At 49.9% G+C, this 15437-nt stretch carries 19 protein-coding genes; 10 read left to right on the forward strand and 9 right to left on the reverse strand.

Annotated features, from left to right (window positions below):
* Nucleotides 1-137: 137 nt before the first annotated feature.
* Both petA and petC read right to left on the reverse strand, forming a co-directional pair.
* A complete protein-coding gene (gene petA / locus AC1S52_RS01560; protein WP_482027283.1) occupies nucleotides 138-1118 on the reverse strand; it encodes a cytochrome f in 981 nt (326 codons plus the stop codon).
* A gap of 134 nt (nucleotides 1119-1252) precedes the next feature.
* Complete coding sequence (gene petC, locus AC1S52_RS01565) at nucleotides 1253-1792, reverse strand: cytochrome b6-f complex iron-sulfur subunit (protein WP_482027284.1); 540 nt, start codon at nucleotides 1790-1792, stop codon at nucleotides 1253-1255.
* Between the two features lie 483 nt (nucleotides 1793-2275).
* Here petC and AC1S52_RS01570 point away from each other — a divergent pair, with 483 nt between their 5' ends.
* A complete protein-coding gene (locus AC1S52_RS01570) occupies nucleotides 2276-2593 on the forward strand; it encodes a DUF3067 family protein (RefSeq protein ID WP_482027285.1) in 318 nt (105 codons plus the stop codon).
* A gap of 81 nt (nucleotides 2594-2674) precedes the next feature.
* Here the strand turns inward: AC1S52_RS01570 and rdgB are convergent, their stop codons facing one another.
* Entirely contained in the window at nucleotides 2675-3256 is a 582-nt protein-coding gene (rdgB, locus tag AC1S52_RS01575; RefSeq protein ID WP_482027286.1) for an RdgB/HAM1 family non-canonical purine NTP pyrophosphatase, read from the reverse strand.
* Between the two features lie 9 nt (nucleotides 3257-3265).
* Nucleotides 3266-3964: a GDSL-type esterase/lipase family protein gene (locus AC1S52_RS01580; protein WP_482027288.1), complete on the reverse strand. Its 699-nt coding sequence runs from the start codon at nucleotides 3962-3964 to the stop codon at nucleotides 3266-3268.
* A gap of 178 nt (nucleotides 3965-4142) precedes the next feature.
* Here AC1S52_RS01580 and AC1S52_RS01585 point away from each other — a divergent pair, with 178 nt between their 5' ends.
* From AC1S52_RS01585 to AC1S52_RS01595, 3 genes are all read left to right on the forward strand, one after another.
* Nucleotides 4143-4370 carry a DNA-directed RNA polymerase subunit omega gene (locus AC1S52_RS01585; RefSeq protein ID WP_482027289.1) on the forward strand — a complete coding sequence of 76 codons (228 nt, stop codon included), beginning with the start codon at nucleotides 4143-4145 and terminating at the stop codon, nucleotides 4368-4370.
* A gap of 146 nt (nucleotides 4371-4516) precedes the next feature.
* Nucleotides 4517-5080, forward strand: coding sequence for a hypothetical protein (locus tag AC1S52_RS01590; RefSeq protein WP_482027290.1), 564 nt, complete (start codon nucleotides 4517-4519; stop codon nucleotides 5078-5080).
* Nucleotides 5081-5412: 332 nt separating this feature from the next.
* Nucleotides 5413-5919, forward strand: a complete 507-nt coding sequence (locus AC1S52_RS01595; RefSeq protein ID WP_482027291.1) for a hypothetical protein — start codon at nucleotides 5413-5415, stop codon at nucleotides 5917-5919.
* A 24-nt stretch (nucleotides 5920-5943) separates the two neighbouring features.
* Here AC1S52_RS01595 and aroB read toward each other — a convergent pair whose 3' ends face one another.
* On the reverse strand, nucleotides 5944-7044 hold the full coding sequence (aroB, locus tag AC1S52_RS01600; protein ID WP_482027292.1) for a 3-dehydroquinate synthase: 1101 nt from the start codon (nucleotides 7042-7044) through the stop codon (nucleotides 5944-5946).
* A 208-nt stretch (nucleotides 7045-7252) separates the two neighbouring features.
* Between aroB and petL the strand changes: the two genes are divergently transcribed.
* Nucleotides 7253-7348 carry a cytochrome b6-f complex subunit PetL gene (gene petL / locus AC1S52_RS01605; protein ID WP_482027293.1) on the forward strand — a complete coding sequence of 32 codons (96 nt, stop codon included), beginning with the start codon at nucleotides 7253-7255 and terminating at the stop codon, nucleotides 7346-7348.
* Between the two features lie 199 nt (nucleotides 7349-7547).
* Here the strand turns inward: petL and AC1S52_RS01610 are convergent, their stop codons facing one another.
* The gene (locus AC1S52_RS01610; protein WP_482027294.1) at nucleotides 7548-8630 is read right to left on the reverse strand and encodes an AI-2E family transporter; all 1083 of its coding nucleotides are present in this window, start codon (nucleotides 8628-8630) and stop codon (nucleotides 7548-7550) included.
* A 210-nt stretch (nucleotides 8631-8840) separates the two neighbouring features.
* Between AC1S52_RS01610 and AC1S52_RS01615 the strand changes: the two genes are divergently transcribed.
* Nucleotides 8841-9491 carry a L,D-transpeptidase gene (locus AC1S52_RS01615; protein WP_482027295.1) on the forward strand — a complete coding sequence of 217 codons (651 nt, stop codon included), beginning with the start codon at nucleotides 8841-8843 and terminating at the stop codon, nucleotides 9489-9491.
* Between the two features lie 106 nt (nucleotides 9492-9597).
* On the opposite strand, the gene AC1S52_RS01620 is transcribed toward AC1S52_RS01615, so the two are convergent.
* The 3 genes from AC1S52_RS01620 to AC1S52_RS01630 form a co-directional block, all read right to left on the reverse strand.
* Nucleotides 9598-9882 (reverse strand): hypothetical protein, encoded by a 285-nt coding sequence (locus AC1S52_RS01620; RefSeq protein WP_482027296.1) that lies wholly within the window; start codon nucleotides 9880-9882, stop codon nucleotides 9598-9600.
* Nucleotides 9872-10168 (reverse strand): BrnT family toxin, encoded by a 297-nt coding sequence (locus AC1S52_RS01625; protein WP_482027297.1) that lies wholly within the window; start codon nucleotides 10166-10168, stop codon nucleotides 9872-9874. Before AC1S52_RS01625 ends, AC1S52_RS01620 begins: the two co-directional genes overlap by 11 nt.
* A gap of 110 nt (nucleotides 10169-10278) precedes the next feature.
* Complete coding sequence (locus tag AC1S52_RS01630; RefSeq protein ID WP_482027298.1) at nucleotides 10279-11016, reverse strand: hypothetical protein; 738 nt, start codon at nucleotides 11014-11016, stop codon at nucleotides 10279-10281.
* A 270-nt stretch (nucleotides 11017-11286) separates the two neighbouring features.
* On the opposite strand from AC1S52_RS01630, the gene AC1S52_RS01635 reads away from it, so the two are divergent.
* The 4 genes from AC1S52_RS01635 to AC1S52_RS01650 all read left to right on the forward strand — a co-directional run bounded on the left by AC1S52_RS01635 (nucleotide 11287) and on the right by AC1S52_RS01650 (nucleotide 14618).
* Nucleotides 11287-12171 carry an S-methyl-5'-thioadenosine phosphorylase gene (locus tag AC1S52_RS01635; protein ID WP_482027299.1) on the forward strand — a complete coding sequence of 295 codons (885 nt, stop codon included), beginning with the start codon at nucleotides 11287-11289 and terminating at the stop codon, nucleotides 12169-12171.
* 64 nt (nucleotides 12172-12235) lie between these two features.
* Nucleotides 12236-12403, forward strand: coding sequence for a hypothetical protein (locus AC1S52_RS01640; protein ID WP_482027300.1), 168 nt, complete (start codon nucleotides 12236-12238; stop codon nucleotides 12401-12403).
* A 44-nt stretch (nucleotides 12404-12447) separates the two neighbouring features.
* Nucleotides 12448-13131 carry a response regulator transcription factor gene (locus AC1S52_RS01645; RefSeq protein ID WP_482027301.1) on the forward strand — a complete coding sequence of 228 codons (684 nt, stop codon included), beginning with the start codon at nucleotides 12448-12450 and terminating at the stop codon, nucleotides 13129-13131.
* A complete protein-coding gene (locus tag AC1S52_RS01650; protein WP_482027302.1) occupies nucleotides 13128-14618 on the forward strand; it encodes a sensor histidine kinase in 1491 nt (496 codons plus the stop codon). Before AC1S52_RS01645 ends, AC1S52_RS01650 begins: the two co-directional genes overlap by 4 nt.
* The last annotated feature ends 819 nt before the right edge of the window (nucleotides 14619-15437 follow it).

Raw genomic sequence — 15437 nt, forward strand, 5'->3', positions numbered from 1 at the left:
GGATAGGCAATCACCTATCCCTCTCTATGCAAATAAAACAAAAGCTGGTTGGATTCTGAACAGATCATGGGATGAGTGGAAATAGGTCATTGACTATCGGTTAAGCCGATACCCATTACCCATCACCCATTGCCATCCTAAAACTGCATCTCGGCTGCCTGAACCCGCTCAACCTGCTTCTTCTTCAAGACCAGCAGAATTTGAGATAGCGTCACAATCGCGAGGAATGCCAGCAGACCCAGGATCCGGCTAGGGTTTTGCAACACGATCTCAGTATCAGCCTGACCAAACCCGCCAACATTTGGGTTCTCGGTCAACGCTGCACCCGACTTCACTTCCTCACCTTCGGACACCATCAAAGCGGGACCAGCAGGAACTGTATCCGTGACGGTACTGCCATCCTCTGCCTGAATGGTCACCTGGTAACCACCATCTTCAGACTTTTCGATCTTGGTGATTTGACCAGCCACAGAGGCAGCGTAGAGTGCGTTATTGCTCTTTTCACCATTCGGGTAAACTTGACCGCGACCACGGTTACCGCCTACATGAACCGCATACTTGCCAAAGCGAATTGACTTGTCTGAGTTTGGATCGGGAGAAAGGACTGGAAAGACAATTTCCTGGTACTGTTCACCGGGTAAAGGACCGATGACGACAATATTTTCCTTGTCTTCGCTGTAGGGCTGGAAGTAAAGGTCTTGAACCTTTTCTTTCATTTCCTCCGGAATCCGATCTTCGGGCGCAATCTTAAATCCTTCTGGCAGCATCAACACAGCACCGACATTCAGCGGTCCTTTCTCACCGTTGCCGATCACCTGTTGTAGCTTGGTGTCGTAAGGGATTTTTACAACTGCCTCAAACACGGTATCAGGCAGAACCGACTGCGGTACTTCAACTTGCGTCGGCTTCGCTGCCAGGTGACAGTTTGCACAAACAATACGTCCAGTTGCCTCGCGGGGGTTACTGTAAGCCTGTTGAGCAAAAATTGGGTAAGCTACGGCTGCTTGGGGTTGAATTAAGCTGCCTGTGAGGAGAACAGCGATCGCAGCAATCACTAAAGCAGCCTGTTTCAGCACGCCAGTACCGACTATCAATTTCTCTAAAGGAACGGTTTTCATCTGTAGTGTCAGTCGAAAAAGAACAGTTACAACACGCAATACCTGCTATCTCAGCCAGTAGTTTTTAGTCTGTCGTGCGTTGCGCTCAATCATTACTCACAACTGACTACTGACCACTGACCTCTAACCCTGGTTTATGCCCACCAGGGGTCTTCCCCGGTCCGAAAATCGGTCTCAGTCCAGGGGGTAAAGGCAATCTTATTATCTTCAACCGTGGCATGGGTCAATGCCAGCGACAGGGGAGCAGGACCGCGCACAACCTTACCGTTATTGTCATACTGCGACCCGTGGCAGGGACAGATAAATTTGTTCTCGTTCGCGTTCCAGGGCACGACACATCCCAGATGAGTACAGACTGCATTAATGCCAAAGTCTGCGATCGACTTATCTTCTTTAATCACAATATAGGTTGGATCACCCTTCAGACCCTGGGCAAGGACGTGATCGCCAGGAGCATGACTCGCCAGAAAGTCGGTGACCAGCACATCATTACCGAGCGCGTCCTTAGCGGTCGCTCCACCACTGCCACCACCGCTAGAGGGAGGAATAAAATACTTAACAACGGGGTAAAGTGCCCCTAGCACAGTGGTTGCCCCTGCGCTAACCATCAGCAGGTTCAAGAATTGGCGACGACCCATATCGGGTACATCTGAGGATCCAGAAATTTGTGCCATGATTACGCTTAACTTTAACGAGAGAAGGATTTCGGCAGAGAATCGCAGATCATTTCATCTGCTAACCTGAGTTCAAATTCGTTGACTCAGCAAACGGCTACCTGCATCACCTACAGTAATTTTTAAATGGGTCAACTACAGCTCTGGGTAAAAGGTATTAGGTACCGAGTGCCGAGTGTGGCTAGCCAGGTGAAAAGGCTGTAAGTGAATGAGCATGGTAAAAGAACTACCTCAAGAAGCTACTGAGAGTGATTTTGAGGCAACATTAAGATTATTACATTTCTTGACGCTTGCATCATATCGAAGGAAGGGAACCACAGTTCTATACAAAATGTTAAGAGGTCTGACATCTTCTGACCTGCGGTAATTTGGGCATTAAGCTCTATATGGTTGCCACCAGTAGGATTAAATGTGATTTGTAAACAACTGTATCATTCTGAACGAACCGTAGGGCAGTAGCCATTTAGGGGACAAAATCACACAATGACTGGAGAGGATCTGCGCCAGATTTTGCTAGACAAGTGGGGGTACTCCTACGATATTCAACTGAGACGCACCCAGGGGAAGATCCTGGTTCTGATCATGTGGAGGTATCTGGAACAGGTGTCCTTTCCACTGACCGAGGAAGAGTATCTGGCACATCTGGATGCGATCGCTAACTATCTGCAAGCCTGGGGCAGCACTCAACGGGTGCAGACCTTTATTGAAAGAACCCAGGAGCGTCCACGTTTGGGGAAAGCCGTTAGAATTCCCCTGGAGTTGGGCGATCGTGCCTCTGAATGGATTTTGGAAGATTTTTGAGGTCAGGGGTAAGTGATGGGGTAGGAGTTAAGAGTTAAGAGTTGAGAATTAAGAGTTCCCCTCCCCCCTTTATCCCTCACCCTACATTTGCCGTGATAAAGACTGGATCTGGGGAAGCAGGGCTTGAAAGGCTCTGCCTCGGTGGCTAATCCGATGTTTCACCGTTGCTGGCATTTCAGCAAAAGTCTGATTCTGTTCTGGGACATAAAAAATGGGATCATAACCAAACCCACCTGTGCCTCGTGGAGTATGGAGAATTCTGCCAGGGCAAATTCCTTCAGCTTGCAGGGCTATCTCACCGTCTGGTCGGGCGATCGCAATCACACAAACAAAACGGGCTTCCCGGTTTAAGTCATTCCCCAACGCATTCAGTAACCGCTCAATTCGCTCACTATCTGTCTTGCCATAGCGAGCAGAAAACACTCCAGGGGAACCATCCAGGGCATCCACTTCTAAGCCAGAGTCGTCGGCGATTGCCCACTCGCCTGTTGCCTCTGCAATCTGAGAAGCTTTCAAACAAGCATTTTCAGCAAAGGTATCCCCCGTTTCTTCAACTTCCAACGACTCAGGCTTTAAAGTCAATTCCCAGCCTAAGCGCACCAGGTATGCCTCCATTTCCTTCAGCTTGCCTGGATTCCCTGTCGCAACTACCAATACTGCCATAGCTTACTTCTAGCCAATCTTTCCCATGAATTCCCTAAACGGTCGCCACTGAACCACATCTTCTAGTAATACCTGATAGCCAGACACATTGGGATGCAAGCCATCCGGGCTGATCTGTGCCTTATGCCAATCTTCCCCCCGCTCTAGCCAATGGTCAAAGATGTCTAAGTAGGGAATGTGAAGCTCCTTACAGGCTAGTCGGGTTGCCTCCTTATAGCGGTGCTGATCAGCGTGATTATAGTAAAGGCAGTCTAGAAAAGGCATTTTGGACTCGTCAACGGGCACCATGCCCACAAACAAAACAGGGCAAAGCCGTCTTGCCCGATCCAATAAACCCAGCATTTCTCCACAAAACACATCGAAATCGGTGAAGTTACGTCCATCGCGCCGAGACAATCGAGCTGAGTCATTTACCCCAACCGAAAGAATAACAAGGTCGGGAACCCGGTTGCGCAGTTCTCCCCGCAGACGATATTCATGCTCAAGACGGCTAGAAACCTGTTTGACCCCATCTCCCCGGATGCCCAGGTTATAGAGCGCATGATCGGGGCTATCTGGGTGCATCCAGTTTCGCCGCAACCGTTCTACCCATCCCCCCCCGATTGGGTCACCAAATCCGTAAATTAAGCTATCTCCCAGCGCCACAACCTTTAAAGGCTGAGGAACTGGCTTCAGATAAGAATAAGAAGGGTCAGCGACTGCTTGCATGAAAACTACTATAGATAGCTTTACGTCGATCAAATTCATTCAGGACTTTAACACTCCAGCCAAAGCCATTGCAAATTTTCATTAAGGGATGATGAAGGAATCAGTATTAGCCCGGATTAGTCGGGAAACTTGAACTCTTGGTAAACTGGAGGCTACTGTCCTAATCAATCTGGTTTATATGCACAAACGCCTTGCATTCGATAGCACTCAACTGATGCGTCGGGCTGATGAACTTATCTCAGCAGCCTCTAACCGTTACAGAATCACAGTTCAGGTTGCAAACCGGGCAAAGCGGCGTCGGTTTGAAGACTTTGAGAGTGTGGATGACCCGACCATGAAACCTGTGATGCGGGCAATCATTGAAATGTCAGATGAATTGACCCAGCCAGAAATTATTGGCGAGTAATTCTTGGAGCTTTAACCGGGTGGGGTGAAAGCTAAATCTTCACCCGGTGGGATTTCTAGCCTATGAAATTCCACCTACCTAGCTAAACTTTTGCTCAAACGTTTCTGCTCAGACCACTACTCTAAAGGATTACTTCAGGCTTTTAGTTGCAGGAATCAATTGATTGGGGAGCGATCGCTGTGTTAGTGAGGCGTAGAAAAATTAACCTGTCTTCTTTTCCTGCTGTTGCAGCAATGGCGGGTTTGTTTGTGGCGATCGGGGCGATTACACCTTCCAGTTTTGTGGGAAACCAACCTGCCCAAGCCCAGCGCATTCGTCCCGACGGAGCCTGGCAGGTGGTTTATGAAAAGCTGCCCTCCTTGCCCCTAGAAAATCAGTACGTCAGCAAAGAAACCAAACAGGTTGCCTCAGATAATACGCTGGTAGGTCGCTTAATTCGCTATCACATTTATGTCAAAGGGCGTCCACCCTTTTATCGGTTGGACTGGAGGTTTACGCTGGCTGATTATCTCGGTGTGAACGGGGTCATCAATGAATCCGACTATCCCAGCAAAGACACCCTGCGCACGAATCCAATGGAAGGGGATGTTGCCGCAATTAGGAGTCTGAACCAGCAACAGCGCAATGCCCTGATTCAAGCTCTGGTGGATGCCTTTACCCCTCAAGCTCAAAGCGCACCCCGGATTCCTGGGCAAGGTCAGGATCGGTAAATGGTCGGTGGTTAGTGGTAATCGGTCACTGGTCATCGGTCATTGGTCATCGGTCATTGGTCATTCGTAAAACTGGTTGGCTGACATTTTTTGCTGCGATCGAGGAAAGTTTTTCAGTACAACCAATACCTACCACCTAACACCTAGCACCTTCTGACACCTGCCCCCCTGAGTCATTACCAAACTGATGCCGCAGGGTCATCGTCTGATTTAAATCACTTTAGTTTGCTTCTACGATCACAAGTTTTCAGAGGTTTGAGTCACCAGGCAATCCTCTGAAACAGGGGATATTACTTACATCGCAATCCCCTCTTTCACTAGAAGCGTCTACCATGCAGTTCAAAGCCCCCCTTAAGCCTTTACTTCGTACTGCGTTTACCCTTGCTGTGGGTCTGGCAGTATCAGGATTATGTGGCGCTGGTGTTTATAGTGCCGAAGCTCCCTCTGATTTGAGTCCAATTCATTCTCAACAGGCTCAACCTTTAGAGGACGGGGTCTACCTCTATGGTCAATCTTCCGTTGCTAATCAAATTGGAACTACTTATCTGGTATTTGAGGTGAAAGGAAATACAGTGGTCGGTGCGTTGTATATGCCCCACTCATCCTTTGACTGTTTCAATGGCACGCTCCAGGCAAGCCAAATGGCGATGAATGTGACCAACAGCTATGAAAAAACGAACTACCCCTACTCAGTTGCACTGCAAACAGAGGCAATTTCTGCATCAGTGGTAAATCCTGCGGTTTCTCCCATGGGTTTGGCGGGTTATCGTCAAATTAAACGAATTAATAGCAGCGATCGCCAAATTCTGTCCACCTGTAAGGCAAGCTATAGCCGGTAACAAGGGGGCAGAAGGGGATAGGGATTAATTGACTTGCATTTGGTTTAATACCTGGCGGATTGCGTCAGTAGGGACTTGATCCGTGACTGTCGCCGTACCAATCTGGGTCGGCAGTACAAATCGCACTTGCCCAGCTTTCACTTTCTTATCAGATTGAAGCGCCTTCAGTATTTCTTCAATCTCTAGACCTGCTGGGAGTTGGGTGGGAAGACCCGCTTTTTGAATCAGGGTAAGCTGACGATCTGTGGCGGCTTGATCCCAGAACTTGAGGTCTGCGGCGATCTGCCCAGCCGCAACCATGCCAATCGCCACCCCTTCCCCATGATTCACCAGCTTATAACCTGTCAGGCTCTCGACGGCATGACCGATCGTATGACCGTAATTCAAAATTGCCCTTAGCCCCGCCTCTTTTTCATCTTTGCTGACGACATGCGCCTTTGCCTGACAGGAGCGAATCAGAATGTCTTGCAGTAAACCTTCGTTCAGGTAATAAAGGCTGTCCAGGCGCTTTGTTCCCTCCAGTTGCTCAAACAGTTGGGCATCCCAAATAACGCCGTATTTGATGACCTCTGCCATTGCTGCCCGGAATTCACGGGGAGGCAGAGTTTTCAATACTTCTGGATCAATCAGCACCAGGCGGGGTTGATGAAACGCGCCAATCAGGTTTTTACCTTTGGGGTGGTTGACACCCGTTTTACCGCCGATCGCCGCGTCAACCATTGCCAACAGCGACGTTGGCACCTGCACCACATTGATTCCCCTGAGCCATGATGCCGCTGCATACCCCGTCATGTCCCCAATTACCCCCCCACCCAAAGCGACAAAGGTGGAAGATCGCTCCAGGCGATTTTCCAGCGCAGCATCAAAAATCTTTTGTAGGATAGAAAGCGTTTTATAGCGCTCACCCGCTGGCAAGATACAGCTTGAGGCAATGAAACCAGCTTTTTCTAGAGCCGCGATCGCCCGCTCCCCGTACCTCCTAAAGATCGCTGGGTTCGATACCACCATCACATTTTTACCCAGATGCAAAGATGCCATCTGAGTACCCAGGTTGTCTAAACCACCGGACGCAATCACGATGTCGTAAGAATATTGGGGAAGGTCAACAGGAATGAGAGAGGACATTGGGGAAGGATGTAAAGATATAAGGATGAAGAATGAAAGATAAAGGATGAAGAATCAAACTGGCGGCTTGCGCTTATACTCTTCATCATCCTACTTTACAGACAGTCCCCTACCCCTTCCACACCCACCCCCTATCTCCCCAGCACCTCACACCCAACTGTGCCCCTTCTTTGTGTATAGTTTTGTTAGGTCTAATGGAGATAAATCGATGTCCACAGTAATTACCTACGTTGTGCTGTTGGGTGGCGCATTTGGTGTGGCGATGGGTCTGTATTTTGGATTCCGGGCTGCCAAACTGCTCTAACGCAGGGAGGGGTGGCGATCGCGTCCTCTCCCTCCACCGAAGAATTCTATGCCAGGGTATTGCAAGCTAAGGGTTTGTTAACAAGCAACTTCACGGTTTCCTAGATTGATTTTCTGAGCGTGACGTTCTGATCGCGGCGTGGTGTCATTCCTCGGTTTGTGGTGGATAGTTAAGCGGGTGGAAAATTGTATTTCCATGCTCATGCTTGAGGAGTGGTTGGTTGGGGTGGTTGAGTCTCGGTTGCCTCTGCTAGATCAGGCAGCCGTAATGTATCCGCAATGCGTTTGAGGAAACTGGCGGTTGGCACTGCCAGAATGAGTCCCAAAAACCCTCCAACTTTGGCACCCACCAGCAAAGCGACCACCACTGTAGCCGGATTTAGCCCGGTGATTCCGCCAATTAAACGAGGTGCAATCACATTGTCATTAATTTGCCCTACAACCAGGGCGGCTACCAGCACTCTCACACCTAGCCACACATCCTGAAACGCCAGCAGCCCGCTGACCAGGGCAATACTCAACGTCCCTCCAAAAGGAATGATGCTGGTGACTCCAATTGCAAGACCAAACAGCAACCCAAACGGTACCTTTAAAGCTCCAAAGGTCACCGATAGGGCAATGCCCAAAATCAGGGCAATGATTGCCTGCCCAGTAAAATAGCCTCGAAAGCTCGGCTGTAGGGAAGCTCGAATGCGACTACTCCACTCTAATGGCAGCCAACTGAGTAAACCATGCCACAGGGATTGTCCATTTATTACCAGAAGAATAGTCAGCACGATGCTCACTAATAAATTGACAGTGCTGTTAATGGTGTCCAGGGTCAGGCTAATGAGACGACTAGTTAAGGACTGGAGAGCCGTTGAAATCTGATTGGTTAGCTGGGTGGTGAGTTCGCTAAGGTCAAAGGGCAGGTTATGCAAAACAGTTTGCTCATTCAGGGTTTGTAGCTGGTTCCTGCCCTGTTCAATCCATACAGGTAAGCGATTGGCAAACTCAACGAGTTGTTCAAATACCAGCGGACCCAGGAACAAGCTGGTGATGGTGAATATGGTTAACGCTGAGAGGAGAACGATCGCGATCGCGGCTCCCCGGCTCATCCGGCGCTGTTCTAGTAACCCAATTGGAAAATCTAACAGAAAAGCCGCAAGGCTGGCAGTCAGAACAATACTGGGAATCGGCTGCAAATACTGGCAAAGCAATAGGATGAGCCAACTATTCAGGAAGATCAGCGGGAATGCAATGCCAAAATTGAGCCAAGGAGGAAGTTTTAGACCTGGAAGCATAGATCTCTTGTATGGGGTGAAGCACAGTTGTTTGGTAAAGCGAATGGCATGTAACAAATAACAGGCGGTAGGGCAGAAATCCTGAAACAAGGGAATGCTTGCCTAGTTTGTCATTAATTTATCAGCCCAATCTACCAGTAGAGCGATGAACCATCTGCCTAAATAATAGTTATCTGGAGTATAAGAACAGTTAGTGATGGTTAATTGAGAATGCTGCAACATTCGGCGCGGTTGATAGCCCTGCTTTTAGCAATGGGAATTGTCTCAGAGGGTGCATTACGCTCTGATCGGCATGCCTATGCAAATGCTTCAATCCTTAATCTAATCACTCAGCCAGGCAATGTCGTTGAACTCAATATCCCTCTCCCACAAATTCCTGAAAATTTCCCCTCCCAGGCTTCCCCCGCCCCTTCCCCGACCTCAGATCCCTCCAGTTCTCTCCCTTCAGAGATAGACGTAGACTCCGAAACAGTCCGGCTAGAGGTGCAGCTTGGTCGCCGTCGAGTTGTACTTTATCAGGGGGAAACTGCGATCAAACATTATCCCATCGCGATCGGTCGTCCGGGTTGGGAAACCCCAAAGGGGAACTACACCGTTCTAGAAAAGCTAAAAAATCCATCCTGGATTCATCCCCTGAAAAAGGGGGTTACGATTCCTGGCGGCGATCCCGATAACCCCCTGGGTCGCTACTGGATTGGCTTCTGGACAAATGGCAAAAACTGGATCGGGTTCCATGGTACGCCTAACCCTGGATCTGTGGGTACGGCGGCTTCCCACGGCTGCATTCGGATGTACAACAAAGACATTGAGGAATTGTTTCAGCAAGTGAGTCTGGGAACTCAGGTATCGGTTGTGCCGTAATGAAAGGTAGAGTTGTACGGTGGCAAACCTCCTTAACGCCCACCGATAATCTCTATTCCTCCGCACCGACGAAGTGTTGAGCTGCTGACTACAACCAAAACTTAGGCTAACGCTCTGTGACTTCACTCAGTGCTTCTTGAAGCACTTCGTCACTGACACCATGACGCTTCAAACTGGCAATTAGGGCAGAGACGGTATCTCCCTCCAAACGCTCTAGATCAACACGAAGTCCTTGACCAATATAGGCACGCGCTAGTGGCTGATACCCGGAAAACCCAAGTAAAGGGGCTACTCGTTTCAAATCTTCAATCACATCTTCGGGCATACGAATTGTGATGGTTGTCATTGGTCGATTTCTATCCAGCCGCTTATTCAATGCATCAACTTTCATAGTATTCACGTTCCTTGCGTGTCGCTTTACGAGCCGAAATAATTCGAATCATGTCGTTTTCACGCTCAATATAGATGACGTATAAAAGGTTCCAACGTCTGTCCAGCCCAATAACGGCATCTCGCGCTTCATCATTACGGCTTGCATCAACCACCACAAGAAGCGGGTCAAAAAAGGCTTCAGCAGATTGCTGAAACGTTACACCTTCATGGTTCTGGGGGTTAATTCGAGCTTTCTCGTCGTTCCAAACGAAGGTAACGCCGCTGAGTACGAAATACACATCCATATCCTGTAGTGTAGATAAAGTGTATTTACATAGTCAATACATCTTTCTGCCAGTGCGATCGCCCCTTGCCCAGGTTAGATTGAGGCTGGCGATCGAGCTACCGCAGGGAATTAACACAGGATCTGCCGAATTGTTATGGTTAGCCCCTCAGCGTCTTCCAGATTAGCAGCTTGCACCAGCCCGGATGCTAAAATTTCCTGCACTCGGAGGTCGGTCACTTCACCATTGAGGGCAGCAACCAGGGTGTCGGCAGCCCGTCCACTACCGGCGATCGCCACAATCGGTCGTGCCGCCTGTACACTCTCAGCCGCATCTTGCCAGGTAATTTCACCCCCGTTGATCAGCACCGTCACCGTTGCTAATCCTTGGGCTACTCTTGCGGCTAAGGTTGCCAGCCAGTGGCACTCATCTCCCCATGTTGAGCCGGGAACCAGAACGAAATGGGTATGATGAGGCTCCAGGGAGGCAGCATCAGGCGAGGGAAAGGATTCGTCTGGCAATGCCGCCAACCCAATGGGTAAAACTCCCACTAAGGGAAAAGTTGATTTTGTCTTATTTCGGGCAATGCCCATCATTTGCATCACGCCGGTATCAGTGCCGCCATCAATCACAACCGCACCCAGTTCTTCCGCCAGGGGAGCCAGGACTTTGACAAACAGCCGATGCAATTTGGCGATATGGTAATGCCTCAGTCCTCCAGCACCACCAACCACAACGATCGCCGGACGGGGACGGTCTAAACCCAGTTCAGACAGGGTTTGGTCTAACTGTTCAAGGGTGTCAGGAGAGTGGGCGATCGCGGTTGCCCCTGAGGGAAAGCGAATCATGGCAGAGGTTTGCACGAGCATAAAGCTAAATCAGGTAAATGAGAGTAATGACTAAAGCGGAACCCACGCATTAAAGATTCGCCGCTCCCGCACCCTTATTCATATGAGAATACCCATTACTAAATAAAAATTCATATGGGGGATGGGGGTGAGAGTTGAGGGGTGGGAGTTGAGAGTTGAGAGTTCCAGGTTCACCAATGACCAATGACCAACCCTTAGTCTTTTCCCTACTAACTGGTGGTATCAGGAAAATCCAGACAAACCCGGTAGAATGACTAGGGTGATTCAGCAGTGAGAAACGATATGACAGAGGCAGCGATCGGGATTATTGGGGGCAGCGGGCTTTACAAAATGGAGGCGCTGAAAGATGTGGAGGAAGTGGTGGTAGACACGCCCTTTGGTCAACCTTCGGATGCCTTAATTTTGGGAACCCTGGATGGAACGCGAGTAGCTTTTCTGGCACGGCATGGACGCAACCACCACCTGCTGCCAACCGACTTGCCCTTTCGTGCCAATATCTATGCCATGAAAAGCCTGGGTGTGAAATATCTGGTGTCTGCTTCTGCGGTTGGTTCCCTCAAAGCCGAAGCAAAGCCATTGGATATGGTGGTGCCCGACCAGTTTATCGATCGCACCAAAAACCGAGCTTCCACCTTTTTCGGCGATGGAATTGTTGCTCACATTGCCTTTGGCGATCCAGTCTGTCCCAGGCTGGCAGAAGTCCTGGCAGATGCTGTCGAAAGCCTCAACCTGACGGATGTGGATCTGCATCGAGGCGGCACCTACGTTTGTATGGAAGGTCCTGCTTTTTCCACCAAAGCTGAGTCCAACCTTTACCGCAGTTGGGGCGCGACGATTATTGGCATGACCAATCTGCCTGAGGCAAAGCTGGCACGGGAAGCCGAAATTGCCTATGCGACCCTGGCATTAGTCACCGACTACGACTGCTGGCACCCCGACCACGACAGCGTTACGGTAGACATGGTCATTGCCAACTTGCAGCGCAATGCGGTCAATGCCCAGAAGGTGATTCAGGAAACCGTTCGTCGCCTGACTGAAAATCCTCCAGAGTCCAGCGCCCACTCTGCTTTGAAGTACGCCATTCTAACCCCACTGGATAAGGTGCCGCAGGCGACCAAGGAGAAGCTGAACCTGTTGTTGCAGAAGTATCTCTAAAAGTCGAATCATAATTAGGTTAAGGGATGCCTGTGAATTCACGAACTGCCCTTGAGGAACTGCAATGCCAATTCAAACGGGATCTTCATCCAGTTCTGAGCGCGATCGCAGCCCAACCTTTGCCATCCTACCGATTGCAAAAGTTCCTGATTTTCTTGGACGCAGCAAGGATGAGGGTCATATCGCCGTTGTGCGGGCTTTCAGAGCTAGAATTCGAGAAATTAACTCATAACTGAAACCTTACTTTCTCATTCCAGGTGATTGAGAGCCACGGTTATGAACATTTTATTTGTTGAAGATGAATCGAAAATTGCTGACTTCGTCCGCACTGGGTTGAAGGAACAGGGATTTGTCGTGGACTATTGCGACAACGGCAATGATGGCTACCTGCGGGCACTGGACAATGCCTATGATGTGATTTTGCTGGACATTATGGTGCCAGGGAAAGATGGGCTTTCGATTCTAAAAAGCCTGCGACGGGAGGGAAAGAATGTGCCAGTGATCCTGCTGACGGCGCGAAATGAACTGGACGATCGCCTGGAAGGGTTGAACCTGGGAGCCGATGACTACATTGCCAAACCGTTTTTTGTCGAGGAGTTGATTGCTCGGATTCATGCGGTGATTCGTCGCAGTGTGGGCGATCGCCAGAACCTCCTATCTGTAGGACCGCTGAAGCTGGATCGAATTACGCGGGAAGTCACCTGTGATCAGCAAATGGTGGAACTTACCAGCCGTGAATTTAATCTACTGGAATATCTGATGCGCTCTCCCGGACGGGTCTTGACCCGTACCCAAATTCTGGAACACGTCTGGGGCTATGACTTTAACCCCAATACCAATGTGGTTGATGTTTGCATTCAACGGATTCGCAAAAAGATTGAACCCATTGGAGGAACGGGCTGGTTAGAGAGTGTGCGAGGTGTGGGCTATCGGTTTCGTCAATCAGAGTCTTCGCTGTGAAATTTCATTCATTTCGGCTCCGCATTGCACTGCTGGCGGCTGTTCTGGCAGGCAGTACCCTGGTGGGGTTTGGCGCGGTTTCCTGGCATTTAATTTACGATGCCAAACTCAGCCGTCTGGATGCGAACCTGGAAAGTCAATTAAGACGGGCATTTCGTTTGCGGATTCAGGAACGCTGGCAGTCCTTTGAATCCTCACTGCCACGGGAGTTAGGGGTCAGTGCTGACACCCCGATCGCGCTGGTGATCATCGGCAATGACAACACCGTGCTTTACCAGTCCGAGAACTGGACTGCCGATTTTAATGTGAATCCCCTCTTCCCTCCCCGCCCCAAACGTCCGCCCCTTCCCGCACCTGAACTGCGAAGCGGTCCTCCTGACGAAGACAACCTCCCCTTAGAAACACCCCCCTTGCGACCAGAGCGTCCGCCGGGTGAACGTCCCCCCGACCCTCGGATTGCCACACGCCACACCCCCACTGGTGCCTGGCGCGTGGGTGCGATTAGTTTTTCCAGCACGCAGGTAGCGATCGCCATTAGCCTGCAAGCCATTGATCAGGAAATGGCTGTCATCCGTAACGCTTTTTTGATTTCCATCCCAGCCCTGCTGCTGCTGGTCACAGGTGGGGCGTGGGGCTTATCGGGTAGTGCCCTGCTGCCGATTCGGCGGTTAACGGCAGCGATGCAAAAGGTAACGGCTAAAGGGCTAGATCAACGAGTTCCGATCACTTCAACGGATGTGGAATTTGTTGAATTAATTCAGGTGTTTAACCAGATGTTGGAACGGCTGGAGCGCAATTTTAAGCAGTCTTCCCGTTTCAGTGCCGATGCCGCCCACGAACTTAAAACGCCCCTCACCATTTTGCAGGGAGAACTGGAACGCACGTTGCAAAAAGCTGAACCAGCATCGGAAATGCAGCAAACTCTGGGAAACCTGCTGGACGAGGTGCGCCGCCTGAGCGGAATTGTGCGGAAATTGCTGCTACTGTCCCTGGCAGATGCCGGACAGATGAGCCTGTACCGGGCAGAGGTGAACCTATCTGAGATGTTGACGGAAATGGTGGAAGATCTTGATCTGCTGGCACCCCATTTGAAAGTGCAAACGGAGATTGCAGCCGGATTGTGTGTCTGGGGCGATCGCGACCTGCTGACCCAGGTTTTACGCAATCTGTTCAGTAATGCCATCAAGTACAATCTTGCAGACGGTTGGATCCACATTCACGCCTACCAGCAAGCGGCAATGGTCGGTGTCACTATCCGTAATGCCTCCCAGGGAATTCCATTGGAGGATCGCGATCGGATTTTTGATCGGTTCCACCGGGGAGACCCTGCCCGTACCCGCAAGATCGAAGGCACCGGGTTGGGACTCAGCTTGACGCGCGAAATCGCCCGCGCTCACCACGGCGACCTGACCCTTGATCCAACCCCTGCTGGACAAACGGGATTTACATTACGACTGCCTGCTGGTTATACCAAACGAGAAAACTAAGGCTTAGACGAATGGCACTGAACCAACGAACTTCAGATCTCCGGAGTCCTGGAGATTCGGGGGATCTGGCAGAAGCTATGTTTATATCACTGCCATTACAAGTCTGAAGCGCTTTCTGAGAAACACAGTCGCAACGTGGAAAGGGCAATCTTGCATCCCTATCCTATGAGAGCGAGGTGATCTTGCTAATATGCAATTCAACTGTTGGATAAAAAGCGATTCAGTTGTGTTATCCAGCATCCAAGTCATCTATCTTCCGATTTGGATAAATAGCTTGCATAGGTGCCGGATAAAATCCCATTTAGGGTATTTGTGTTGCTTTTTTGACGGTTATAGGTACTGGCAATTAGGATATGTAAGCTTGGATACAGGATAAATATCCGTCTGGGGGTGTTGGTCTGATTAGACGGGGAAAATGCCGCTCAAATAATATCAACCCCTAGCTTGGACAAGCCTCTTGAGCGATATTAACAACACCAGGAACAAACAAAGCTTGTCAATCAATAACAGTAGACTAAAGGGCACCTCGATTAATTTGTTTTCGAGCTAGATTCAGGCACATAACAGTCTCATGGTCATTTGCAGCGCTTCTGCCAGCAAAATCTCCGCCGCATAGAGCCTCTAACCAGACACAATACCCGATTTAGGGCAGATCTATCCCTCAAGTGGGCGCGCTTGCCAGAAGACTAATAGCAGCACGTTGTAGGTAAAGATTCACAACCAAAACTGCCACATGGCCACCACAGACCAACTCGAGCTCACCAGTTTACTCCCGAATACCATAACACATCAAGCGAACAAATCCTATAACTACGAACA

The sequence above is a fragment of the Kovacikia sp. CALU 1929 genome (assembly GCF_056784235.1).